The sequence below is a fragment of the Martinezella miluonensis genome, from assembly GCF_900094545.1.
Taxonomy (GTDB): domain Bacteria; phylum Pseudomonadota; class Alphaproteobacteria; order Rhizobiales; family Rhizobiaceae; genus Rhizobium; species Rhizobium miluonense.
On the sequence record NZ_FMAH01000049.1, the window covers coordinates 1 to 23,402 of the forward strand.

Here is a 23,402-nt window from a genome sequence, read left to right on the forward strand (position 1 = left end):
CCCCTCATGGCGGCCTCAACAATTGTCGTCGCCCCTCTCATCGTCGCATTCCTCTCCGCTCAAAGATGGTTCGTCGAAGGAATGACCGGAGGGGCGGTAAAATGACATCGCATCCTGCCATTGCTCCGGCGTCAGCTGCGACCTTCGCACCGGCTCCGTCAGGAGAGCCGCGTTTTGCGATCTATTATACGACCCCGGCAGACCACCCTCTGACCAGAGCAGCCGAGGCTTGGCTCGGTCGTAGTGCCTTCGAACGCAAGTCGCAGCCAGCCAGTTCGATCGCAGGCTCATCCCGAGGTCAGGGGAATAATCGCAATACACTCGTGGGTGAACCGAGGCGCTACGGTTTCCACGCGACGCTGAAGGCTCCTTTCCGGCTCGCTGATGGCGTTACAGTCGAGGAACTAGAGCGGGCGCTTTCAAAGTTCGCAAACTCGACCCGCCCGTGCCCTCTTGGTCCGCTGCACGTCGGCATGCTGGGCGGCTTTCTCGCACTCGTTCCGGTCCAACCGATGCTCCGGGTCCGGTCGCTTTGCGCGGATGTCGTTGAGGCATTCGACAGCTTCCGGGCTCCTTTCAATACCGCGGAACTCAAACGGCGAAGGATCGAGTGCCTCGACGACGGTGAGGCGGAGCACCTTGTGCGCTGGGGCTATCCTTATGTGTTCGACCGGTTCCGCTTCCACATGACGTTAACGAACCGTATTCAGCCAGAAGAGCGCTCTCGCGTCGAAGCGGAACTCGAGCTTCGCCTCGGCCACTTGCTCGACGAGGATTTTGCGATCGACGCAGTGACGCTGTTCGATCAGGAAAGCCCGGATGCGGATTTCGTCGTCCGACGCCGCTTCCCACTCAATCCGGAGGCGTTGCTGTGAAGACCGCACCTTCGATCCCAGGCCGCCTCGTGCTGATCGTCGGCCCTAGCGGCGCCGGCAAGGATACGTTGATCGATCTTGCGCGCCGCGAGCTTGTGGACAATCCGCGTATCCGCTTCGTCCAGCGGACCATCACCCGTCCTGCATCGGTGGGGGAAGACCATAACCCGATGGATGTGGCGAGCTTCGAGCAGGCGATCGGGCAGGGGGCCTTCGCGCTTCACTGGGAAGCCCATGGCCTGCAATACGGTTTGCCCATCGTCATCGATCAGTGGCTTGCCGCCGGCGACGTCGTCGTCGCGAACGGATCTCGCGCCATGCTACACGAGGCGCGTTATCGTTATCCGCAGCTGACGATCGTCAATATTACCGCTCCGGTGGATATTCTCGCCAGGCGTCTGGTCGAGCGCGGACGCGAGAGTATCGGAAGCGTGTGCCAGCGTCTGACGCGTGCTGAAACACATCTCGTCGATGGCGCAGATGTCGTTCACATCGATAATTCCGACCTGCCGGAGATCGCCGCCGGCAAGCTGACCGCGCTGCTCGCAACTGAGCCAAACCATTCCTCCCAGCAGATGGAGCAAGCCATGCCGTCAACCTTTGATCTTGATATCGACTTGAACCGGGATGGCCGCCAGAATGGCTACCTGCGGGTGAAAGCCTCGAGCGAACATTCTCCGTTCGGCTCCATCATGGTGCCGATAAGCTCAATCAGGCGTGGTTCCGGTCCCTGTGTTGTCGTCATGGGCGGATGCCACGGCGACGAATACGAAGGGCAGATCATCGCACGATTGCTCCTCGCATCGCTTGATCCGGCGAAAGTGACGGGGCAGATCATCATCCTGCCAGCAGCCAACCCGGCGGCCGTGAGAGCGGGGCGGCGGTTTTCTCCAGCCGACAATGGGAATCTGAACACGGCATTTCCTGGAAAGGCCGACGGCACGGCGACCCAGCGCATTGCCCATTTCATCGAATCCGTGCTGCTGCCGCGTAGCAATCTTGTAGTTGATATCCATTCAGGTGGCCTGCCTGTCGAATATTGCACCTCGGCTATGATGTCGGGCGCCGTCAGCGGCGCGCGGCGCGAAAAACTGATTTCTCTAGCCAAAGCGTTCGGTCTGCCGGTTGCCTTCTTCGTCGACGAAGAGGACGCCACGCCGTCAAGCGTGCTGGGAGCCTGCGACAGGGTAGGGGTGCTGAACATCTCCGCCGAAATCGGTGGCGGTGGGCCGGTTCGCCAGGCCGACCTCGAACAGGGCTTTCATGGCGTGCTCCGCATGTTGCAACAGGCCGGGGTCCTGTCAGCCGTCGCTAATTGCGAACAACCAATGATCGAGGTTGCTCTTCTGCGCCGGTTGCCCGTTAGCGCGACTGTCTTTGCCCCCGAAGCCGGCCTTTTCGAACCCAAGGTCGATTTGGCGCGGGTGGTGAAAGCGGGGCAGCTCGCGGGCTATATCCACGATGTCGACATACCGTGGAAACCGCCTATGCCGGTTCATTTTCGCGAGGGCGGGATCGTCTTGTGCAGACGGTTGGCCGTGAGAGCCGAAATGGGCGACGGCCTCTTCAAGCTCGGAGTGCCAATTCCATCGTGAGACTCCCAGTAGATTCTCGACCGTGCCGGCCAGCGGAAACCATGCCGCCCAATGCCAACCACCTGAAATTCAATCCTTGAAACCTTTCGTCTGGAGTAAATCCCCATGATGTTTAGCCGTAGAAATTTCATGAAGGCTGGTGCGGCTACTTCCGCTGCGCTGGCTATCCCGGCCATTTCGCATGCCGCCGGCAAGACAACGGTCACGCTGACCCAGGGCGTGCAGACATATCAGGCGCTGCTGGCCGAACTGGCCGCGGAATTCGAAGCGGCAAACCCATCCATGGCGGTTAAATTCGTGGCCGATGGCGAAAACTGGGATCCGCTTCTGAACAACACGATCCGCGCCGCAGTGGTGAATGCGCTTCCGGATGGCAGCTGGCAATCGCTTACTTACGCAGGGATCCTCGCAAGCCGCAAGATTGCGCAGCCGCTCAACGAAATGTTCGGCGGTGACGTGAAGGCTCTTGAGGCGCTTGGCCTTTCTAGTACGATGGTGGATGCGACCAGCGTTTCGGGCCAAGTCTACTGCCTGCCCTATGGCACGACCGTTCCGATCGTCTACTGCAACATGGATCTACTGCGCAAGGCAGGCTATCAAAAGCCGCAGCCGCCGGCCAGCTGGCAAGAAATCTTCGAGGTCGGCAAACAGGTCGCCGCGCTCGGCGGCGGCATCAACGGCGGCTATATCGAATACACGTCGACGAATGCTTGGATGTTCCAGAACCTTCTGAACTCTTTCGGCGGCAAGATGATGAATGACAGTCGCACCGACATCGCCTTCGATGGCGCTGGAGGACGACAGGCGCTAGAGACGCTTTACCGTTTCGGCGACATCCTGAAGACCGATATGACTCAGGAACAATCTCGCCAGGCCTTCAAGGCCGGCGCGACCGCCATGCACATCCAATCAGCCAGCGGTACCGCATCGACGGCCAAGGCGGTCGCCGGTCACTTCGAACTCGCCATTTCGCAATTCCCGGTCGAAAGCACCAATGGGCGCCTTGCGGGTGCTGGCCACGGCTTCTTCATGTTCACGAAGGACCCTGCAAAGCAAAGGGTAGTTTGGGAGTTCATGAAATTCGCCACCAGCCAGAAAGGCCAGATAATCCTGGCGAAAAATTCGGGCTACATGCCAATTAATATTGCGGCGCTGAAGGACCCGGGCTTCCTCGATGCCTACCTGAAGATAAATCCCTATCACCGCGGCATCGTCGATCGCCTGGCAATCACCGGCGATCAATTCTCCTTTCCAAGCGATAACACAGTCAAGATCGTCCAGATGATGGCGGACGAGATGCATGACGTCGTGACGCAACGTGCCAAGCCCGACGCGGTTCTGGCGCAAATGGCCTCTCAGACCCGCAAATTGCTGGGTTGATCAACCTGAACCTCCCAATCACTGCAATACAGAGCGAAAACATGAAAAAACCACTTATCGCATTGCTCGGCGGAGCTTTGCTTTTGGCAGCCGTCACCGGCGCACAGGCAGAGCAGGTGACGCTGCGCCTGACGCATGCATTTCCGAGCCGCGACGGCGTGTTCCTGAAGGCGATAGCCGAGAGGTTCATGCAGCAGAACCCGGATATCAAGATCGAACTTGAGGGCAATGCCACCGACTGCCCGGCACTCCTGCAGCAATTGCTCCGCGATGGCGTGACCGGCAATCTGCCCGACATCGCCTCCGGTGTCTGCTACACGGACATGCCGATGCTTGCCGATCGCGGCATCATCAACCCCTTGGACAAGATCATAGCCGGGGATGCTTCCTGGAAAGAGGTCGGCATCGAGCCGGGCGCGCTGGGCACCACCACCGTCAAGGGCCATGTCGTGGCGATCCCGCAGTCGGTGTCGGCCAGCATTGCTTATTACAACATGACGGCCGTCCGCAAGATCCGTCCGGACCTGAAGAACCTCGATCTCAGTTGGACCGATGTTCTTTCCATCGCCAAGGATCTCAAGGCCGCCTCTCCGGAGATCATGCCGGTCTTTTTCGAATATTATGCCGACAGCTATAACTGGTCCTTCAACTCGCTGCTGATGAGTCATGGCACCGATGTCTTTACTGAGGATGGCAAAATCGGCTTCAATTCCAAGGCGGGGAGGGACGCGCTCGGACTCCTGCAACAATTCGGTCAGGCCGGCATGGTCGACATGACCGCCGAACAGGCGCGCCAGGCCTTTGCCTCGGGCAAGATCGGCATCTATTTCGCGTCGAATTCCCGCCTGAAGACGTTGACGGCCAATGCAGGACCTTTGCTCGACATCCAGACCGGCGTTTTCCCGCAATCGTCGAACACCGGTACGCTTGCCTCCGGTGGCGGTGGCATGGCCATCACGGCGAAAGACACCAAGAAGATCGAGGCGGCCTGGAAATTCCTGAAATTCGCCTCCAGCGCCGAATCCCAGACCCGAATCGTCAAGGCGACCGGTTTTACGCCGGTCAACACGATCGCGGTCAAGGAGCCGGCCTATCTCGGCGACTATTACAAGGCCAATCCAAATGCGCTTGCCGCCATCCGCGAACTGCCGCGCATCAAGATTCAAAACCTCTATCCCGGCGACAATGCACCCCGCATCACCACCGCAATCCGCGACCATCTGCAGGCCGTGATCACGTTGAAGCAGACGCCGGAAGAGGCAATGCTGAAAATGCTCTCTGACGTCGAAAAGTTGTTGCCCAAGAGCTGATGCGCAAACCAACCGCGTCCCGGCCAGGCTTAAGGCGGGATGCAGTTTTGATCCGTTCAAACAGGAAGAGACAGCAATGCCCGAAAAAGTCTATTCGCTTAAAGAATGCATGAAGCATGTCGATGAAGCCGATATGCGGCACTTCGTCGCCGAACTGGAAACCGGCTATCTCTGGCTCAGCCGTAATCGCCAGTATTTTCGCGGCTATTGCTTCTTCGCAGCAAAGCGGCAGGCCCGCGAGCTGCACGAAATGCCGAGCGACGTTCGCAATCGCCATCTTATAGAAATGTCGCTTGTGACGGAAGCGGTTCAGTTGGCCTGCAACCCGAAAAAGATGAACGTTGCCTTCTTCGGCAATCTCTGGGCGCATGTTCACTGGAACATTATTCCTCGCTATGGCAACGACCCGCTTCCGGAAGATTCCATCTGGACGCTCGATCGCAAGCTGATTGAGTCATACTTCCTTTCCAATGTTGAACTCGAACAGCTCGCGGCTGACATTCAAAAAGCCTTGACGAGCCTTGCAAAGCGCGATCGCATCGAGATCAAGCTGGCCGACGGTAAAGCAGCCACCAGCTAAATGCTGCCAAGGGTCACTGATCTTGAAATAGAACGCAATGTCCATGCAGTGGGCCACGCTGCGCAAGGTTAGGTCCAGCCCGCAGCCTATTGAAGTCTTCCAAGGCCTGTGACTGCCGCCGATGCTCGATCTGCGGCAATCACAAAGTTTAGAAGTTCCGTTGATGCCGCTTGTGCCAGCACACCTATTTGAGATCTTGGTGGCATGGCTTGTTGCACGTCTTCAATCGAGCGCTATAACCGCCTCGATCTCCACCTTAGCGCCCTTCGGCAGGGCCTTGACTTCATAGCAAGCGCGAGCCGGGAAGGGATCCTTGAAGAAGGTCGCGTACACCCGGTTGATCTCGGCAAAGTCGCCGAGATCGGTCAGAAGTACAGTGGTCTTGATGGTGCGGGACAAATCAGTGTCCGCTGATTTGGCAATTGCAGCAAGGTTCCTCAGGCACTGCTTTGCCTGCTCCACGGCATTTTGCGAATTGAATTCACCGGTGACCGGATCGATCGGCAGTTGCCCGGATACAAATAGCAAATTGCCAGTCTTGATAGCCTGTGAGTAGGGCCCGACAGCGCCCGGGGCATCGGCGGTGGAAATTGGTTCGATCAAAACTCTGTCCTTTCACGAGCGTTGTGATTTCAGGCATAGGGCTGAAGGCAAAATCGGTGGTATCGGTTCCGGGCTTGCGGCTGCTAACAAGATGGCTGACGACCCGCGCAGAGCCGGAACTTTTGGTCCAGCCGAGCTTTCCTTATCAGATTGCTTCTCATCGACCTACCGCACAACGAGGAAGACCTAATCGAGCAGAGCGTACGCTTGGATGCCTCGATATCCTGTCGAGCAGTCCTTCAGCCTCAAGAGAAGGATGCTCCGAAAAGACGAGGGTCAAGCTTCCTCCGTTATCGCTCGATTTAAAAGCAAGTGTTTGCAATCCCACAGCAAACCGCTGAAGATCTCCTGTTATTCGCAGCAGCGCGTCATAGCCGGGCTCCAACTCCGCAGTGAGTTCGAACGCTGGTGTCGATTTCATGGCGTGGCTCACTGTCGAACGCTGACGGCACTACGCTTCGAAGCAATGATGGCACGCGCTGCCTGGTTCGCAGCTTCGTGCGTTGCCAAGCTCGATTTCGCAGCGATGTCGAAGATCGCATCCAGCCGCGCGCCTGTGTCTTCGACCAAAGCCTTGGCACGCTCGCTCGACCAGCCGAGATATTCTGCCGCGACGTTTATGATACCTCCCGAATTCACGACGTAATCCGGGGCGTAGAGAATGTCGCGATCCGCAAGCCGCCGCCCATCTTCGTCTGTGGCCAGTTGATTGTTCGCAGCTCCGCAGATCACCTTTGCTCGAAGACGCCCAATCGTCCCCTCATTCAATACCGCGCCGAGCGCACAGGGCGCGAACACATCAAGATCTGCGGCGATGAGATCTTCCGGAGCAACGCTCTTCGCACCGAATTGTGCAACGGCCGCATCCACGCGCTCTTTCGACAGATCTGCGACCACCAACTTCGCTCCCGCGTCGTGCAGCAATTTCGCCAGCGAGAAGCCGACATGACCCAGTCCTTGAACGCCGACAGTGCTGCCGCTCAGGGAATTGCCCAAGCGCCTGCGCACAGACGTTTCCATTGAAAGGAAGACGCCGAGGGCTGTCCACGGAGAAGGATCGCCACCAGGCCTGCCATCTTTCGGCGGCAGGCCCGCGACATGTCGCGTCTCTTGGGAAACGGCAAGCATGTCCGCAACCGAGGTTCCGACATCCTCGGCAGTGACGTAACGCCCGTTTAGCTGTGATACGGCCCGACCAAAAGCGCGAAACAGCGCGTCACGAGAAAACGTACCTGCTGGCTTGCGGATCACTGCCTTGCCGCCGCCAAGCGGCAAGCCGGCCAGAGCGTTCTTGTAGCTCATGCCTTCCGCAAGCCGGAAAGCATCGATCTTAGCCTGCTCAACATCTTCGTACGCCCAGAGGCGGCAGCCGCCTGCGGCAGGCCCGAGACCTGTCGAGTGGATGGCTATCACCGCTTCCAGGCCGTTCTGGGGATCGCGGACGATCTCGAACTGTTCCAGCTCACGATAGCTGTCGAATGTCATGTTCATTTTAATGGATCCCAAGTTCGATCAAGTTGCACTGATGGTGATTTCGATGAGATTGGTGCGGCCGCTCCGAATGCCAGCCTCGACAGCCGGCGCGATGTTGCCGGCTTCGCCGACACGGTGGGCGGGCACGCCCATTGAAGTGGCCAGGGCGACGTAATCGATTGCGGGCCTGTCGATATCCATGGCGAGAAAGCGGTTCGACCGGACAGAGGCATAATCGGTTTGCGAGCGCATGAACTTCTTGAGGACGTTGTATTCCCGATTGTTCATCACGATGAACGTCACCGGCAGGTTTTCATGCGCGGCCGTCCACAGAGCTTGAGGCGAGTACATTGCAGCTCCGTCGCCGACGAAGCTGACGACGGGCTCGCGGCCTAATCCCAACGAGCATCCCACCGCGGCCGGCATACCCCAGCCGAGTGCGCCTCCGCGCAGGAACGAATATTGAGAGCCGGAATTACTGTACAGGAATTGCCGTAGATAGGATGACGTTGCGATCGCCTCATCGACGATCATGATGTCTCCTCCGATCACCCTGGCAGCCTCCCTGGCCGCGACCAGAGGAGAGATCGTTACGTGGTCGAACTGAGATGTCGCGAGCTCCTCAAGCTGCTGTTTGCGGGCTTGACGAGCGGAAGAGATGCGGTCGTAGGACCTCGCGTATTCACTCTCTTTGTCTGCCGTTGCCTTTCGTACCAGTGGTAGTAGTGCCTTGAGAGACACGCCGATATCGCCCACAGCAGAGAATGCGCTGGTATAAGTGCGTCCGAGATCCCGGACATCGGCGGAAAGTTGATAGACCTTACAGGTCGTAGGCACCGCCGAACCCTCGGTGTAAAGGATCGTAATGAGAGATTTGCCGCCGAGGGCAAAGATGGCGTCATATTCGCTTAGCTGGGAGGAGATCGCCTTTGCTGTGGTCGGGAGATTTCCTGCCCAGAGCGGATGTGCGGTTGGGAACGGGATGCGCGACGGCCAGGACGATCCGAACACCGGTGCTCCTAACAATTCAGCGATCTCGACCACGGCCTCTGCCGACTTGCTGGGATAGATTTCGTCTCCGGCGATGATCGCGAGCCGGCCCGGCTCGATAGCCGTCAGATACCGCGCGAGGTCCGTAAGGCCGCCCGCAACGGCATGGCGGTTAATGAGCGATTTGCAGCCGATCTCAACCTCGCTGATCTCCTCCATCACGTTCATGGGGAGAGAAAGGAAGACGGGGCCAGGCGGGGGCGCCACCGCGTCGAGAAATGCCCGACGGACGAGGACCGGCAATTGCGCCGCCGTCGTGACTTCGGACGCCCATTTGACGGCCGGTTCGGCGATCTTGACAAGGTCGCCGTGAAGTAGGGGATCTGTGACCGAGTGACGGGAGTCCTGTTGTCCTGCGGTGACGACCAGCGGCGTCTGCGAAATGCTCGCATTGAGCAGATTGCCCATTCCATGTCCCAAGCCGCCCGCCGTGTGCAAGTTAAGAAATCCAGGCTTTTGCGCTGCCTGGGCATATCCGTCTGCCATGGCGACGGCACTGGCTTCCTGAAGCGCCAGCACATACTTAATCGAGGTCGAATCGACGAGTGCATCCATCAAAGGAAGCTCGGTCGTTCCCGGATTGCCGAATATATATTCGACACCTTCGTTATCGAGAATTTCGAGAAGCACTTCTGCGCCTCTTTTCCCTGGAAGGTCCCCTGTCCTCCTGATCAAGCCGCTCATGGGTGTCTCCGTGTCATCGCAATTGTTGGATCCACACTACGCTCGCATTTGGCTTGTGTTTCTCTGATTATTGAGAAAATGTACGTTTTTTCAGTATGAATGGAGGCCATTGTGGCAGTCAGACAGAATAAACGCCCCGCCGCTGGGTCGGCGGGTGCCCACGGCGATCTGGACCTTATTGATCGCAAGATATTGTCTGTCTTGCGTGGGGACGCGCGCTTGAGCACCAATGATCTGAGCGCCCGAGTTGGCCTGTCTCCATCGCCGTGTTGGACGCGGGTGAAACGGCTCGAGAATTCGGGGGCTATCGATGGTTACATCGCCCTGATCAACCACGAGGCTGTCGGGTTGCCGATGACGGTGTTTGCCGAGGTGACACTCGACCATCATGACGACAAGGTTCTTGCCGATTTTTCGGAGGCGCTGCTCAAGATCCCGGAGGTTGTGGAGGCTTTTTTGGTGAGTGGTGATTATGATTATCTGATCAAGGTGGCAGTCGCTGACACGGGTCACTACGAACGATTTCTCCGAGAAAAGCTCTACAAGATCAAAGGCATCCGTCATTCAAAGACGACCTTCAGTCTCAGAGCAATCAAGCAGTCTGCCTGCGTCGATCCATTGCTGGTTCAAGGCTAGAGATCTATCAGGTTCGGGCCAACCCGATTGGGAGTGAATTGGATCCGGAAGCTTTTTCGGCATGCTTTTAAAGATGGTCGTCACTCAAAAGCAAAAGCGGCCAGTCAATCGACTGGCCGCAAGAATGTAGCCGAAAAGATTTGCTCAGCGCTCCGAAAGAGACCAAGCCGCCCGCTTATCGATAGGCGGGACCGCAGACTGTTTTAGCGGTTACGCTTTCAGATGGCATCATTTCACGCGGGTAGTTGTATTTTTCAAGGATGGTTTGAACTGTGCCGTCCTTCATCGTCTTTGTGAGAGTTTCATTGAAACGGTCACGGAAATCCGCGTCGTCCGGACGAAAGACAATTGAGCCGTAGTTGACGCGTTCTTCGCCGTTTACGATCCGCTTGAAAGGTGCTGCGATTTCCACACCCTTCACGTTCGGGTCTTTCACCTGCTTGATTGCGGCATCGTAAGGAAGGATCAAGGCGTCAACGCGACCTGCCATCAGCGCAGAGATGCCTGAGGTTTCATCCTGAAACAACGGCATGTTGTCCTGCTTGACGCCGGCGGCGATCAGATCGCCGATGGAAGCTGCACTGCGCAAATTTCCGACGATAACGCCGTTCTTGGCCAAATCCTCGTAGCTGTGCACAGCTTTGGGATTGCCTTGTTTCACGACTGCCGCGGCGCCGCCTGTAAAAAACGGATTGGCAAAAATGACCTGCTCGCAGCGTTTGGGAAGGATGTACATTCCACCCGCGATCGCATCAATCCTATGGGCCATCAGGCTCGGAATGAGAGCTGCGAAGTCCATGCTTTGGAACTCGATCTTCTTCAGTCCAAGAGGCGTGGCGGCGGATTTCAAGACTTCTGGGAAAATACCAGCAATGTTGCCATCCGCATCGACATAGCCGCTCGGGGCAGAATTGTTGATGCCAACAACGATCACACCGTCATTTTTAACCTTGTCAGTAAGCGCGCCGGCGTAGGCCGAAACCGACGCAGCGACCGCGAAAATCGCGGCGCAGGCAGAGCGTTTCAGATGTTGGCTCAAGAAGCTCTTATAGATCATAGGATCACCTCGGTTAAAGGGGGCGCTAAGGTGACTAGTGCCCAGGGTTCTGTTTATTGGATTGTTCGTGGCCGATCACTCAGGAGGCGATCGCATTCGCGATGGGCACCAGGTCGTCCCATAGGTCGGCTTCGTCTTCCAGCCCGATGCTGACGCGAAGATAGATTGGTTGATCGGTGTTCTGGAGGGCGGCCCGTTTGATGGTCATCGGCGCAAATAGGCTATGCGTCCCACCCCATGAGGCGCCGATGGAAAAGGTCTCAGCCGCTGTCAGCAACTGATCGATACGTGACTTCTTGGCTGCTGGAACGACGATCGTGAAGACGCCGCTGGCGCCCTTGAAGTCGCGCGCCCAGATGTCATGGCCCATGCATTCCGGCAGTGCCGGATGTAGAACGCTTCCAGGTCCAGCGATGTCCCGGATGTTCCGAGCAAATTCCAGGGCGGCACGACCGGAATGTGCCATGCGCACGCCCATCGTCTCCAACCCACGCAGTGCCAGCGAACATTCGTCCGGAGAAACGGTGACACCGAACAGGCTCAAGATGCGCTTAAGATGCTTGAACAGTTCGTAGTCCGCGACCGCGACAGAGCCGAGCAGAAGATCGGAGTGGCCGCCGACATATTTCGTCAGAGCCATGGCTGAGAAATCGACACCGTGCTGAAGCGGCTTGAATAACAATGGCGTTGCCCATGTATTGTCACAACCGGTATAGATGCCGCGCGATTTCGCGGCGGAAACGATCGCTGGGATGTCCTGAACCTCCATGGTCGTCGAGCCAGGCGATTCCATCCAAACGAGCTTAACAGTGTCGTCGAAAAGGTCTGTTATACCCGCGCCGATCGTCGGGTCGTACAGCCGATGGACAATGCCTCTAGGTTTTAGGTATTCCTCGCAAAAATCGATCACCGGTGGGTAGGCGCTTTCGGAAACCAGAACGGTGTCACCCGGCTTGAGGACCGACAGAAAAACGAGGGAAACGGCTGCCTGACCCGAAGGGACGAGCACCGTGCGGGAGGCTTTCTCAAGCTCAGTAATTGCAGCTTCCAAAGCCCGGGTGGTCGGCGTTCCCATAAGCCCATAGGTATACCCGTCGGGGCCACGCGCAGCACGATTGGCATAGTCCTCGGCGCTGTCGAAGACGATTGTCGAGGCGCGATGCACGCCGGTCGAGAGGCTCGCGAAACCGTCGGCGGAAACTTTGGGCCGCTTTACGCAGATAGTCTTGTCACGCATTTGGATGTCCTGCTTTGTCCGCACATAGGTGGTGAGCCGTAGCGGAACGTGTCGTTATTCCGAGCCGGCTATACCGGGACGGCTAGCCCGAACAACGCATCGCCCGTCTTGGTGAGCGTCGGGAAACGTCGGTAGGCAACAGTACCGGCGTGGTTGAACCGTAGTTCGATCGGATCCTGCAACGGGTTTTCGAGCGGATGCAGCAAACCGCCGAGTTGCCCCGCGGCGATTTCATCGCCAGGCCTGAAGAAGGGTTCGAACATACCAGCCGACGGCGCGTAGATCGACGCGCTTGGGCTGAGCGTTCTCATCATCCGTGGAGTGGGGGCGTCGGGGGCCTCAAGCTCGGGGGCGATACCGTAATCTCTTAGCACGCGGCGCAAACCGGCCTCAGCGATGGCAAGCCTTTCCGGGCAGAGGGTTGGCCCGCTTCCAAGCTCCGTCATGATCGCCAGCACGCCTTGGCTTTCAGCAGCCGCGTACATCGTGGATCCGGCACCACCCGCTGCGCCATCGGTGATGACGCTGTAGGGGGCTGCAAAGGTCGCCATCAGCCGGCGGATCTCCGCACCCTCGGCTTCGTTTCGACCCTGGCGACCGAGCACCAGGGGGAGATAGTCGAGCGAGCTGCCACCCGAATGCAGATCGATGACGAGATCGGCGCGCGGGAAAAGCTCCGAAGACACGAAGTGCGCAATGGCAGCCGTCGGTCCGCCGCTGGTCGTTCCAGGGAAGACGCGGTTGAGATTGCCGCTGTCGATCGGCGAGTTGCGTCGACCGGCCGAAACAGCCGGCCAGTTCAACGAAGGGAGGGCAATCACTCGCCCTTCGAGTTTCGTGTTTTTAAGATCGCGCAGCAGGCGTCGCAGAGCGATCTGCCCCTCATACTCGTCGCCATGCGTGCCTGCGGTCAGCAATGCCGTTGGACCGTCACCACCTTTCAGGCAAACCATCGGGATCGGAATCCAGCCATACGCAGATGTGTCCGACGAATAAGGCAGGCGGGCAAAGTCAGCCTGATATCCGATGGCGTCAAAGTCGATCGAGGTCCAGATCGGGCTTTTCATTGTCTTCATCTCCATGATCAGATTATCCGCACGCCTGCCGGTTGTCGGCGCGGGTCAGAGTTCGACAACGGGAAGTTCGGCGGGAGCCAAGGTGCTGAGGAATTCCGGACCCGAAGCCGTGACGCGGAAGACTTCCTCGACCTGGAAGACGCCGCCTTCGGTCTCGAGCTTGGGCTCTACATGAAGGATCATGTTTTCGGCGATGATCTCTTCAGAGCCGGGCATCAGCGACGGCGGCTCCGTGAGCGCAAGACCGGATCCGTGACCGACGCGGCCGGGACTTGCGAGCTTGTATGCCGGTCGAGCCGACCACAGATCCTCGAACACCCGGAAGACGGCGTCGCCGGTCATTCCTGGACGAACGCTCTCGGCGAGGCGAAGAGTGACGTCCCGGACGTAGCGATAGATATCCTTCTGCGCTTCGGTTGCCTTTCCGATCTTGGCGATGCGGTTCAGATCGCTGATCTGGTCGCCGCGGCGCGCGCCCATGTCCGACCACACAAAATCGTCCATCTCCAGCGATCGCTCGGAATTCGGTCGCGCATAGGTGTCGCCGCCTTTGCCGAAACGGACCGGAAGCCATTCTACAGTATCGGCGCCGCGGCCGATCATCCGTTGTTTGAGGCGCTGGCCCCACTCATATTCGGTCATGTCGAGCTTGAGGTCGGAGAGCCCGTCGAAGAAGGAACTCGTTGCGATATCGCAGGCAACCTTCTTGGCGAGGATCTCATGTTCGCTCTTGATCAGACGCTGCTTCCAGATCACCAGCGCCGCATCGACAAGCTGCATGTTATTGGGTGCTGAGCGAAGACGATCCGCAACGTCGACCGAGCCGCGTCCCATCATGTCATAGCCATAGTCGAAGCCGATCCGAGACCCGGCAGGCAACTTGGCGACAAGATCACCGGCAGCCTGCAGCGCCGCGTCGGTGAAGCCGTCATAAAATGCAGGTGTGACGCCTGGGTATGCCGACTGCTCGACGTTTCTGCGTTCGGACCGATTGACAAGGATCGTGATGCCGTCGCGGTTGCGCTCGACTAGGGCCATCAAGGGACGGGCGTTAGACAGCCAGAACAGCGTCCTGAAACCGGAGAAGTATACGAAATTGTGCTCGCCGGTGATCAGGACTGCATCGATTCCAGCGTCTGCCATGTTCTGCTTCAAGGTCGCTACCCTTGCCATGACCTCGTCAGCGCTTGGCCATACCGGAACGTTCATTGTCATCAAATTTTCCCTCGTGTTGCTTTCGATCCGAGCGAGCAATGTTGCTTGCACGTCCGGGGTTCAGACAATGATATGCCTGGTATATTAGGATAATGGCACAACTCGCCGTCGGGACGCTGCGCCAATGATTATTTAGATGTCGCGTTCGAACAGTTTGCCCCAGCCAACTACAGGTTGCTTGTAGCCGGCAAGACGGAGCGCATGCCAGCACAGGGCCTGGTTCGACGTGATCACCGGCTTGCCGATTTCCTGTTCGAGTTTGTCGATGGCGACGGCAGCACGCATCTGCGTGCAGGATACGACAACCGCATCGACATCACCCTCGTTTACCACTGCTCTGACAGCGTTCGCCGTGCTTTCCGGCGAGATGAATGGGGCGTCGTGACGGATAAAGCTTCCCTCGTGGTGAAAGCCTTTGGCCACGGGGACCACGAATCCTTCCTTTTCGATCTTGCGGACCATGTCTTCTGCAACATCGCGTGGGTAGGGCGAGACATAACCGATACGTCTGGCGCCCAAAGTCCGAAGTGCAGCCAGGATCCCGGTGAACGGATCTGTTACCTGCGCGCTAGGCGACGCTTTATGGACGCGCCGTTCCAGCTCTTCCGCTCCAATCGTCATCGCAGCCGAGGTGCATCCGAGCGCGATGACCTTCGACGGAAAACGGGCGTTGACCTGGACAAGCGCACCCTCAAGTCCATTGAAGGTATCATGCAGGAGGCCTGCGGAGATTGGCGCATCCTGGCGTGCCGTGGAAAGACGGCTCTCGTACAGCGCAATGCCCGGGATCGTCAGCATCTGGCGGGCTTCATGCGAAAGCGTCTGATCGTTATCGAGGACGATCATTCCGATCTGAGCGATGGCGCCGAGGCCGGCGTCTGTCTGATAGTCGATTTCAGACCAAATGGTCGTGGACTGCGTAGTCGTGTTCGTCATCGACATGATCCTTCACAGGGCAATTTTAGACTGAATGCTCGTGGAAGCGCCTGCTGAACTAGTGCAGAAGCTGTCCGAGGAATTTTTGTGCGCGCTCATTTTCGGGAGCATCAAAGAATTTTGCTGGCGGTGCGGCTTCCACGATCCGCCCGGCGTCCATGAACACGACGGTATCGGCAACCTGACGGGCAAAGCCCATCTCATGGGTGACGCAGATCATCGTCATCCCGTCATCAGCGAGGCTGGTCATGACTTCGAGCACTTCCTTGATCATCTCTGGGTCAAGCGCAGACGTCGGTTCGTCGAAGAGCATCACCCGTGGCTTCATGCAGAGCGCGCGGGCGATTGCCACGCGTTGTTGCTGCCCGCCCGAAAGCTGGGTTGGAAACTTCCTCGCCTGCTCCGGAATCCGAACCTTATTGAGGTTTTCCATCGCAACTTCCTCGGCTGCTGATTTGGTCATCTTGCGTGCACGGACCAGCGCGAGAGTACAATTGTCCAGGACAGAGAGGTGCGGAAAGAGATTGAAATGCTGAAACACCATGCCGGCGTCGCGGCGGACTTCAGCCAGCCCTTTCATTCCCTGCCGGACTTCCGTGCCATTGACGCGGATGATGCCGGACTGGTGCACTTCGAGCTGGTTGATGCAGCGGATCAAGGTCGATTTTCCCGAGCCGGAAGGGCCACACACGACAACCTTCTCGCCTGCTCGAACATTCAAGTTGATGTCGTGTAGAACTTGAAACTTTCCGTACCACTTGGATACGCTTTCCATTGAAACGGCTGGTACGGAACTATTGTCGGTCGAGCCGGCGTTCAGTGGGATTGGCGAGGGCATCGAAAATCTCCCGGTGGAATTGGGCGTGGTGCTTTGTTTACGCATGTGCATGAGTTAGGCCGAGGCGTCGCTCGACGTAGCTGATTCCTGCCACCATAAGCAGTGAGAGAGCGAGGAAGAGGATGCCCGCAACGAACATCGGTTCCGCATAGCGATACGTGTCGGACGCTACGTCGAAGGCGCTGCCGAGCATTTCCGGCACGGCGATAATCGAGAGATAGGGCGTCGATTTGAGGATCGATACGGAATAGGAGCCAAGCGGCGCCGCAACGTTTCGGATCATTTGCGGAGCGATGACAAACCTGAAGATATCTGCGCCGCCAAGACCGAGGCTTTGAGCTGCTTCCGACTGTCCGCGCGGCACGGTGTCGAAGCCTGCCTTGAACACTTCGGAGATGTATCCGGAAAAGTAGATGCTGAGACCGAAGATGCCGACAAACATCGCGGGGAGCACGATTTCGTAGTAGGGCAGCACGAAAAACAGAAAGTACAGGTGAACGATGACAGGGGTCGACCGCAGGCAGTCGATGATGAATTGCATCACCGGTCGAGCGTAGCGATTGGATCGTCTGATCAGTTCCCAGATCAGACCCAGAACCGTCGCACCGATGAAACTCGCGATGCCGACCAGGATCGTGTTGCCAATTCCCTTGAGAACGAGCGGGATGATCTGGATCGCGAAGCTGAAATCAAATGTCATTGGTTCGCGCTCCCTTGGCTTTGGTGCGCTCGAGCCGGCGACCTAGGATAGTGATCGGATAGCAAATGATGAGATAGGCCAGAAAAAGGGCGCTATAGATCTTCACGGGGTCGTAGGTCAGCTGGGAGATCTGCTTCGCCCGGAACGTCATGTCCGTTAGGGTAAGGAGCGAAACGAGAGCTGTCCCTTTTACAAGTTGGATGGCCTGATTGACGAATGTCGGCATCATCGACGAGATTGCCTGCGGCAGCTCGATCAGTCGCAGCACATCGAAGCGACTCAAGCCGAGTGCCAAGCCCGCTTCCGCTTGACCTTTGCTTAACGACTGAAGTGCAGCCCGAACGGATTGGCTGCCGTAACCGCCGATGTTCAATCCGAGCACCATAGCTCCAACAGTCACACCGGACAGAAAGACGCCGAAGGCAGGGAGTGAGTAGTAGAACGCGTAAAGCAGCACGATGATCGGACTGCTCCGCCAAAATTCGATAAAGGCGGTAATCACGCCCCGCGAGAACCCTCGCGTGAAATGCTGCAGGACGCCAGCGATCAGAGCGAAGGGGATTGCATAGAGGAGGCCGTAAAAGGTCACTTCGGCTGTAACCCCGAGGCCCTGAAAGATGCCAGTTAGGATATTGAAGAAGCTCATTACCTTCCCAATCGCTTGTAGCACTTCAACAGGACGATGCAGGCTGGCGAACAGCTGAGTGCCTACCCTGATGTCAAAGCCTGTCTGTTGGCCCGAGAAAAGGCTCGGGCTTCGTTCCCAATTTTGCTTTTCATAGCCTGATATACTAGGTATGTTATCGCCGTCAAGCGTTTCATTTGTCGGTTTATGTCGGAGGACAAAAATGACGATATCGAGAGCGAACCGTTCGTTGTCGCTGCACAGCTCAATCCGTGAGGAACTGATGAGAAGGATCGAGCAGGGCGTTTATCCCGATGACGAGCCTCTGCCATCGGCTGCGACACTTGGAAGAGAATTTGGAGTAAGCCAGATCACGATAAAACGATCTCTTCGCGACCTGCAGGCCGCGGGGATCCTGATGGCCCAAGTGGGAAGAGGCAGTTTTATCAAACGGCGGACCCGGCTCCTGCGCAAGCTCGGCTCCACAAACCCGTATGCCGACACGCAGATCGAAATTCTTTCTATCGCCCTTGAAACGGTCGATGATCCGATCCTGCGAGAAATGGAGCCAGTCGATGGGCCGGTTCTATGCGTGCGAAAGATCCTCATGGCCGAGGGGCGGCCATTTTTTCACGATGTCGCCTTCATTTCGAAACCAGTGTCCGAAGTGATTGTTGCCGAGTTCGAACGCTATCTGGTCGTCGAGGCATTCGAGCGCGCTGGCATCGGGGTCCTCAAGACCGACTTGATCATAGAGGCCGCTCCCGCTGACGGTGAGATCGCGGCATTGCTGGGAGTTCCCACAGGCTATCCGCTCTTCAGAAGATATTACCGGTTCACGATGTCCAAGACCGGTCTCGTCGTCATGGGCTTGGTTCAAGCACCATTTGAACAACTGGCCTGCACGATCAACGTCCCGGAACCGAGCGAAGCCTGACCACGGACAAAGAGACGTGATAAACCCGTTCTTTATTTCGTCGGTTTTCCTGGCAACGAGATTGTGCAGGCCAACTGATCGAATGGCGCCTGCAACATGCCGTAGACGGTGATATCTTTGTGGTTCGTGGTGAATTTGTAGAAACGTCGAAGCAAGGGATAGCCGGTCGGGATGCCAAAAACATCTTCGACTTGCCCGCCTGCCGGTGCGGCGTCGATGATAAGATCTGTATTTGTAACCTGGATACTTCGCTTTTCGAGCGCGGAAATCACGAAAGTTTTGCCAAACTCTTCGATCAGATCGTCCCCGACGTCCCGCGATATGTAAGTAGCATCATAGAGGAAGGGGGCATCGTCGATGTAAACGATCTTCCGAATGCACAGCATAGGCTCGCTCGGCGGGTTGAATGCGAGCATGGTCGCGTCGGTGATCTTTTCGCGTGTGATCGAGAGCAACTTGAGACTGTCGCCACCCAGGACGAGCCTCGATACGTCGAGCTTGCGAAGTACGCGCGACTGCTTCTTGACGAAACTACCCTTGCCGGCAATGGAGATTAGAAAGCCGGCAGACCTCAGATCCTGCAGAGCGCGCTTGACCGTGATCGGGCTCACATTGAACTCGTCGCTGAGAGCTGACGCCGAGGGTATCAGTTCCTCCGGTTTGTAAGTCCCATTCTTGATGCGCTTGATGATCTCTTCTCTCACGACCTCATAAAGGGTCGAAGATGATCCGATCAATGCTTTCGGCTGAGCCATGGATATTCCCGCTGCAAAAGAAAGGGCCACTTGAATTATGCAGCCAGAACCAAAGGATCCAAGGCGCATCAACTGGTTATACCTAGTATAAATGGAGCGAGCCGGCAACCTCGGCCGAACGCTCCATCTTGGAGCGCAAGGCCACTTGACATACCTGATATACTAGGTGAAGCTCTTCTGACTTGGACAGCCCGCCAGTCGAGAAGACCAAATGGCGCCGATGGGTCTGGTCTCAAGCTCCTCCAAAAACGGGTGAACAACATGTCCTTCAAAAGAATCATCAAGGCAATCGCGGCGATGTCCGTCGCCGTCGCAAGCGTTTCTATCGTTGCCCCAACAATCGCCAGTGCACAAACGCTCTCGGAAAAAATCAAGCAAAGCGGTGTCATTACAATCGGCATCTATAACTCAGCGCCAAGTGGCTTTGCGGATGCCAACGGCAACATCGCCGGCATCTATCCCGACGTTCTAGCTACCGCAGCTGCATCTTTGGGCGTGAAGAAGATCGAGTTTCAGAGCATGGATTTCGGTGCCCTGATCCCAAGTCTGATCTCGCGTCGGGTCGATGCGATCGGCGGAGGAATGTACATTCTCCCCAAACGTTGCGAGCAGGTTATTTTCGCTAACCCGTTCATTTCGGGGGGGGCGGCTGCTGTGGTGAAGGCAGGAAACCCAAAGAACCTTCATGGCTATCCCGATCTAGCAAAGCCGGGCGTGACAGTTGGAAACCTTCGCAACGCTGCGTCGATCACCGATCTAATCGCCGCAGGCGTCAAAGAAGAAAACATGCCTCTGTTTCAAGACGAGACCTCGGGTATCTCTGCGTTGATGGCGGGCCGGGTCGATGCCCTGATCCTGTCCTATGAGGCGGCGATCAAGCAGGTCAAGGATCCCAACGCCAAGGGCCTGGAAGTTGCAACTCCGTTCAAACGCTTGGTCAATGGCGAAGAACGGATCAATTACGGCTCGATCGCATTTCGTCCCGAAGATGCCGAGTTTCGTGATCGTTTGAACGAGACGATCGCGAAAGCCGTCAAGGACGGTTCGGTGGCCAAGATCCTCGCAAAATACGATTATCCTGCCGAAATGGTCCCTGCCGAAGGGGTGACGGCAAAGTCAGTGTGCGGCGCCGCATATCGCTAAGCCATCTCTTTGGGGCTCGCAACGTCGCGGGCCCCTTGACTAGGAAGCCCATTCAGACGCCTCGCTGCTACGTCTTTGCAACTGCGAGAGGCGGGGTGTTGGTTTCCACGCGGAACTGAGCCGGTTTTGGAGTGAACCCTTCGGGCTGGACCACGGGAAACGGAAAAACTGATACGCTCTGTGGGCCTCAATCGGAGAAGGCTCATGAAGTCACGAGGTCATGGCCGGAGATGCTGCTCCGTTCGTGAACAATGGCAAGCCCGTCCCGGATGCGGCTCGTATCTGCTTTGGGTCGCCTGAAACGCGTGAGGAATTGGTCCGCGGGTTAGATGCCGTGGTCGAAGTCGTTCGGGGGCTTGGCTAAGAAGCCGTTTGCAAGTGGTTGAGTAGTCGGGGCCGCAGTGGCTCCAGAAGATTGTGAAACGTTCTGGAGATCAAGTTTGCGGTCCCGACCAATCGCGTACAACAAAGCTGCCGAACTGAACGCATTTCGTACTCGCATTGCGCACTTATGCTTTCCAACGACCATGACCGTCATGAGAGGGTATCATTCACCTGGGCTCAAGCCGACCTCAAAAAGAGGATGCCGATAACAACAAAAACAAACATAAACCAGCAAATGTCATCAATCTGTCATTCGCCGTACCTATGGTCGCTCCCAGTTCTCGGGTAACGCGCTGTCGCGATAAATCGTGATCGCAGCCTCAGGAATGACATGAAGGGTAAAGGATGCGCGAACTCGTTAGAATCGAGAAATTGTCGGTCGGCTTCCGTGACGGGATGGCAGTGTGCGGCATCGATCTCGTTGTCCGCCGAGGTGAAACCGTTGGGCTGATCGGCGAGAGTGGATCGGGAAAATCCGTCACTTGGCTCGGCGTTCTCGGGCTTCTCCCGCCAACTGCCGCGCTCTCCGGCCGCGTCCTGCTCGATGGTCAGCAAATTCTTGGCGCATCAGCCGACAGCCTCTCGAGGATTCGAGGCAAGCGGATTGCCATGATTTTTCAAGATGCAGCCAGTGCGCTCAACCCTGTTCACACGGTTGGACGCCAGGTGGTCGAGGCATTGCGATTGCATCGCGGCATGGAAGGCGCCCCCGCCAGAGCCGAGGCAAAGCGGTTGTTCGACCTCGTGGGTATCCCTGATGCGGAGAGACGGCTGAGATCATATCCGCACGAATTGTCGGGTGGTCAGAATCAGCGCGTCATGATCGCGATGGCGCTGGCTGGCAAACCTGACCTTTTGATTGCGGACGAGCCGACGACTGCATTGGACGTAACGATACAGGCGCAAATCCTTGATCTGCTGCGTGATGTTCAGCGTGAGACAGGCATGGCACTGGTGTTCATCTCCCACGATCTGGGTGTGATCGCAAAGGTATGCAGCCGTGCATATGTCATGTATGCGGGCCGGATCGTGGAGGCGGCGCACGTCCGGGAGTTATTCACAAGGCCACGCCATCCCTACACTCGAGGTCTTCTGGACGCTCTTCCCCGACTCGATGGACCATTGCAACGGCTAACGGCCATTCCCGGGACTGTTCCTGGAGCAAATGCAAGACCGGCCGGCTGTGATTTTGCGCCACGTTGCACATCCAGCAAGGACGTTTGTCGTCATACCCTCCCCGAACTCATCGATCGCGGAGACGAACGCCTGGTGGCATGCCTTTGCGCGGACCAGACAGAATTGGTGGAGGTCGTGGCGTGAGTGGTGAATTGCTTGTCGCTGACCGGCTGGTGAAGACTTATACTTCACCAGCCGGTCTTCTGAAGCGTCGGCGGCTTGTCGCAGCCGTCGATGGAATCTCGATCGCAGTTCAGCGTGGCGAAACGCTGGGCCTGGTCGGAGAGTCTGGCTGTGGGAAATCGACCCTGGGGCGGCTGCTGCTTGGGCTGGAGAAACCAGACGCCGGCTTTGTGGAATTTGACAATGGCGCTATCCCGCCTCGAAAAAGCACCGCCTGGAGACGGCTGCGCGCGCGGATGCAGCTCGTCTATCAGGATCCGCTTGGTGCATTGGACAAGCGATTAGCTGTGGCTGACCAGATCGGCGAGCCGCTTGGCATCCATGGCATCGGCGACCTAGCCTCAAGACGCGAACGTGTCGCGACCCTGCTCGGCCTCGTCGGACTATCCGAGGAACATGGCGCACGCCTGCCGAATGAGCTGTCTGGTGGGCAAAGGCAGCGCGTAGTTCTGGCGCGCGCACTTGCAACCAAACCGGATCTTCTGGTGTGCGACGAACCGATTTCGGCGCTCGATGTCTCTATTCAGGCTCAGATAATCAACCTGTTCATCGACATCCAGAAGGAACTGGGTTTGGCAATGGTGTTCATCAGCCATGACCTGCGGGCTGTTCGACAGATCAGCAACAGAGTCGCCGTGATGTATCTGGGGCGGATCGTTGAGGAGGGTAGGACCGACGAGGTGTTGCACACGCCTCTTCATCCCTATACCCGCGCCCTGGTTTCGGCTGTGCCCGATGTACGCGAAACCAATACACGCCCAACCGTATTGGCGGGTGACCCACCGAACCCGGCCGACCGGCCGGGCGGGTGTGATTTCCATCCCCGCTGCCCGGTGGCTATTCCTGCCTGCCGCAATGTTCGGCCCAGCCTCGTCAATACCCGACACGGCGGCCGTAAGGTGGCCTGCCACCTTGTCGAGACCCCTGGTGTCAGCCTCCGGAAAGGGGCATGAT

General features: G+C 57.4%; 22 protein-coding genes. 10 read left to right on the top strand and 12 right to left on the bottom strand.

Going from position 1 to position 23,402, the window contains the following annotated elements:
* Positions 1-101 precede the first annotated feature (101 nt).
* From GA0061102_RS27535 to GA0061102_RS27555, 5 genes are all read left to right on the top strand, one after another.
* Positions 102-875, top strand: coding sequence for a DUF1045 domain-containing protein (locus GA0061102_RS27535; RefSeq protein ID WP_092855154.1), 774 nt, complete (start codon positions 102-104; stop codon positions 873-875).
* The gene (gene phnN, locus GA0061102_RS27540) at positions 872-2,470 is read left to right on the top strand and encodes a phosphonate metabolism protein/1,5-bisphosphokinase (PRPP-forming) PhnN (protein ID WP_092855156.1); all 1,599 of its coding nucleotides are present in this window, start codon (positions 872-874) and stop codon (positions 2,468-2,470) included. The genes GA0061102_RS27535 and phnN overlap by 4 nt, the downstream gene beginning before the upstream one ends.
* 105 nt (positions 2,471-2,575) lie before the next feature.
* Positions 2,576-3,850, top strand: a complete 1,275-nt coding sequence (locus tag GA0061102_RS27545; protein ID WP_092855225.1) for an extracellular solute-binding protein — start codon at positions 2,576-2,578, stop codon at positions 3,848-3,850.
* A 41-nt stretch (positions 3,851-3,891) separates the two neighbouring features.
* Positions 3,892-5,160, top strand: a complete 1,269-nt coding sequence (locus GA0061102_RS27550) for an extracellular solute-binding protein (protein WP_092855158.1) — start codon at positions 3,892-3,894, stop codon at positions 5,158-5,160.
* Between the two features lie 76 nt (positions 5,161-5,236).
* Positions 5,237-5,740: an HIT family protein gene (locus GA0061102_RS27555; protein ID WP_092855160.1), complete on the top strand. Its 504-nt coding sequence runs from the start codon at positions 5,237-5,239 to the stop codon at positions 5,738-5,740.
* 222 nt (positions 5,741-5,962) lie between these two features.
* On the opposite strand, the gene GA0061102_RS27560 is transcribed toward GA0061102_RS27555, so the two are convergent.
* The 3 genes from GA0061102_RS27560 to GA0061102_RS27570 form a co-directional block, all read right to left on the bottom strand.
* Positions 5,963-6,343, bottom strand: coding sequence for a RidA family protein (locus GA0061102_RS27560; protein ID WP_092855162.1), 381 nt, complete (start codon positions 6,341-6,343; stop codon positions 5,963-5,965).
* A gap of 429 nt (positions 6,344-6,772) precedes the next feature.
* Positions 6,773-7,834, bottom strand: a complete 1,062-nt coding sequence (locus GA0061102_RS27565; protein ID WP_208858710.1) for a Leu/Phe/Val dehydrogenase — start codon at positions 7,832-7,834, stop codon at positions 6,773-6,775.
* A gap of 21 nt (positions 7,835-7,855) precedes the next feature.
* Positions 7,856-9,550: a thiamine pyrophosphate-binding protein gene (locus GA0061102_RS27570; RefSeq protein ID WP_092855164.1), complete on the bottom strand. Its 1,695-nt coding sequence runs from the start codon at positions 9,548-9,550 to the stop codon at positions 7,856-7,858.
* A 111-nt stretch (positions 9,551-9,661) separates the two neighbouring features.
* Here GA0061102_RS27570 and GA0061102_RS27575 point away from each other — a divergent pair, with 111 nt between their 5' ends.
* Positions 9,662-10,186, top strand: a complete 525-nt coding sequence (locus GA0061102_RS27575; protein WP_245298156.1) for an Lrp/AsnC family transcriptional regulator — start codon at positions 9,662-9,664, stop codon at positions 10,184-10,186.
* A gap of 175 nt (positions 10,187-10,361) precedes the next feature.
* Here the strand turns inward: GA0061102_RS27575 and GA0061102_RS27580 are convergent, their stop codons facing one another.
* The 8 genes from GA0061102_RS27580 to GA0061102_RS27615 all read right to left on the bottom strand — a co-directional run bounded on the left by GA0061102_RS27580 (position 10,362) and on the right by GA0061102_RS27615 (position 17,891).
* Complete coding sequence (locus GA0061102_RS27580) at positions 10,362-11,243, bottom strand: transporter substrate-binding domain-containing protein (RefSeq protein WP_092855167.1); 882 nt, start codon at positions 11,241-11,243, stop codon at positions 10,362-10,364.
* 79 nt (positions 11,244-11,322) lie between these two features.
* Positions 11,323-12,480 (bottom strand): trans-sulfuration enzyme family protein, encoded by a 1,158-nt coding sequence (locus tag GA0061102_RS27585; RefSeq protein WP_092855169.1) that lies wholly within the window; start codon positions 12,478-12,480, stop codon positions 11,323-11,325.
* Between the two features lie 68 nt (positions 12,481-12,548).
* Positions 12,549-13,562, bottom strand: a complete 1,014-nt coding sequence (locus GA0061102_RS27590; protein ID WP_245298157.1) for a succinylglutamate desuccinylase/aspartoacylase family protein — start codon at positions 13,560-13,562, stop codon at positions 12,549-12,551.
* A gap of 39 nt (positions 13,563-13,601) precedes the next feature.
* Positions 13,602-14,771, bottom strand: a complete 1,170-nt coding sequence (locus GA0061102_RS27595) for a M24 family metallopeptidase (protein ID WP_092855171.1) — start codon at positions 14,769-14,771, stop codon at positions 13,602-13,604.
* Between the two features lie 132 nt (positions 14,772-14,903).
* Complete coding sequence (locus GA0061102_RS27600) at positions 14,904-15,707, bottom strand: maleate cis-trans isomerase family protein (RefSeq protein WP_092855231.1); 804 nt, start codon at positions 15,705-15,707, stop codon at positions 14,904-14,906.
* A 58-nt stretch (positions 15,708-15,765) separates the two neighbouring features.
* Entirely contained in the window at positions 15,766-16,545 is a 780-nt protein-coding gene (locus tag GA0061102_RS27605) for an amino acid ABC transporter ATP-binding protein (protein ID WP_092855173.1), read from the bottom strand.
* 37 nt (positions 16,546-16,582) lie between these two features.
* Complete coding sequence (locus tag GA0061102_RS27610; RefSeq protein ID WP_092855175.1) at positions 16,583-17,245, bottom strand: amino acid ABC transporter permease; 663 nt, start codon at positions 17,243-17,245, stop codon at positions 16,583-16,585.
* Positions 17,235-17,891 carry an amino acid ABC transporter permease gene (locus tag GA0061102_RS27615; protein ID WP_092855177.1) on the bottom strand — a complete coding sequence of 219 codons (657 nt, stop codon included), beginning with the start codon at positions 17,889-17,891 and terminating at the stop codon, positions 17,235-17,237. Before GA0061102_RS27615 ends, GA0061102_RS27610 begins: the two co-directional genes overlap by 11 nt.
* 229 nt (positions 17,892-18,120) lie before the next feature.
* Between GA0061102_RS27615 and GA0061102_RS27620 the strand changes: the two genes are divergently transcribed.
* Positions 18,121-18,807: a GntR family transcriptional regulator gene (locus tag GA0061102_RS27620; protein ID WP_159432215.1), complete on the top strand. Its 687-nt coding sequence runs from the start codon at positions 18,121-18,123 to the stop codon at positions 18,805-18,807.
* 32 nt (positions 18,808-18,839) lie between these two features.
* On the opposite strand, the gene GA0061102_RS27625 is transcribed toward GA0061102_RS27620, so the two are convergent.
* Positions 18,840-19,562, bottom strand: a complete 723-nt coding sequence (locus GA0061102_RS27625) for a GntR family transcriptional regulator (protein WP_092855181.1) — start codon at positions 19,560-19,562, stop codon at positions 18,840-18,842.
* A 261-nt stretch (positions 19,563-19,823) separates the two neighbouring features.
* On the opposite strand from GA0061102_RS27625, the gene GA0061102_RS27630 reads away from it, so the two are divergent.
* The 3 genes from GA0061102_RS27630 to GA0061102_RS27640 all read left to right on the top strand — a co-directional run bounded on the left by GA0061102_RS27630 (position 19,824) and on the right by GA0061102_RS27640 (position 23,401).
* The gene (locus GA0061102_RS27630) at positions 19,824-20,705 is read left to right on the top strand and encodes a transporter substrate-binding domain-containing protein (protein ID WP_092855183.1); all 882 of its coding nucleotides are present in this window, start codon (positions 19,824-19,826) and stop codon (positions 20,703-20,705) included.
* 729 nt (positions 20,706-21,434) lie between these two features.
* Entirely contained in the window at positions 21,435-22,409 is a 975-nt protein-coding gene (locus tag GA0061102_RS27635) for an ABC transporter ATP-binding protein (protein ID WP_092855185.1), read from the top strand.
* Positions 22,406-23,401, top strand: coding sequence for an ABC transporter ATP-binding protein (locus tag GA0061102_RS27640; protein WP_167668075.1), 996 nt, complete (start codon positions 22,406-22,408; stop codon positions 23,399-23,401). The genes GA0061102_RS27635 and GA0061102_RS27640 overlap by 4 nt, the downstream gene beginning before the upstream one ends.
* The last annotated feature ends 1 nt before the right edge of the window (position 23,402 follow it).

Excerpts from the sequence above, each read along its gene's own strand:
- GA0061102_RS27535 (WP_092855154.1), top strand. The coding sequence starts at position 102 with ATGACATCGCATCCTGCCATTGCTCCGGCGTCAGCTGCGACCTTCGCA.
- GA0061102_RS27600 (WP_092855231.1), bottom strand. The coding sequence starts at position 15,707 with ATGACGAACACGACTACGCAGTCCACGACCATTTGGTCTGAAATCGAC.
- GA0061102_RS27605 (WP_092855173.1), bottom strand. The coding sequence starts at position 16,545 with ATGCCCTCGCCAATCCCACTGAACGCCGGCTCGACCGACAATAGTTCC.
- GA0061102_RS27625 (WP_092855181.1), bottom strand. The coding sequence starts at position 19,562 with ATGGCTCAGCCGAAAGCATTGATCGGATCATCTTCGACCCTTTATGAG.
- GA0061102_RS27580 (WP_092855167.1), bottom strand. The coding sequence starts at position 11,243 with ATGATCTATAAGAGCTTCTTGAGCCAACATCTGAAACGCTCTGCCTGC.
- GA0061102_RS27550 (WP_092855158.1), top strand. The coding sequence starts at position 3,892 with ATGAAAAAACCACTTATCGCATTGCTCGGCGGAGCTTTGCTTTTGGCA.
- GA0061102_RS27595 (WP_092855171.1), bottom strand. The coding sequence starts at position 14,771 with ATGACAATGAACGTTCCGGTATGGCCAAGCGCTGACGAGGTCATGGCA.
- GA0061102_RS27635 (WP_092855185.1), top strand. The coding sequence starts at position 21,435 with ATGCGCGAACTCGTTAGAATCGAGAAATTGTCGGTCGGCTTCCGTGAC.
- GA0061102_RS27545 (WP_092855225.1), top strand. The coding sequence starts at position 2,576 with ATGATGTTTAGCCGTAGAAATTTCATGAAGGCTGGTGCGGCTACTTCC.
- GA0061102_RS27585 (WP_092855169.1), bottom strand. The coding sequence starts at position 12,480 with ATGCGTGACAAGACTATCTGCGTAAAGCGGCCCAAAGTTTCCGCCGAC.
- GA0061102_RS27615 (WP_092855177.1), bottom strand. The coding sequence starts at position 17,891 with ATGAGCTTCTTCAATATCCTAACTGGCATCTTTCAGGGCCTCGGGGTT.
- GA0061102_RS27630 (WP_092855183.1), top strand. The coding sequence starts at position 19,824 with ATGTCCTTCAAAAGAATCATCAAGGCAATCGCGGCGATGTCCGTCGCC.
- GA0061102_RS27610 (WP_092855175.1), bottom strand. The coding sequence starts at position 17,245 with ATGACATTTGATTTCAGCTTCGCGATCCAGATCATCCCGCTCGTTCTC.
- GA0061102_RS27565 (WP_208858710.1), bottom strand. The coding sequence starts at position 7,834 with ATGAACATGACATTCGACAGCTATCGTGAGCTGGAACAGTTCGAGATC.
- GA0061102_RS27590 (WP_245298157.1), bottom strand. The coding sequence starts at position 13,562 with ATGGAGATGAAGACAATGAAAAGCCCGATCTGGACCTCGATCGACTTT.
- GA0061102_RS27570 (WP_092855164.1), bottom strand. The coding sequence starts at position 9,550 with ATGAGCGGCTTGATCAGGAGGACAGGGGACCTTCCAGGGAAAAGAGGC.
- GA0061102_RS27555 (WP_092855160.1), top strand. The coding sequence starts at position 5,237 with ATGCCCGAAAAAGTCTATTCGCTTAAAGAATGCATGAAGCATGTCGAT.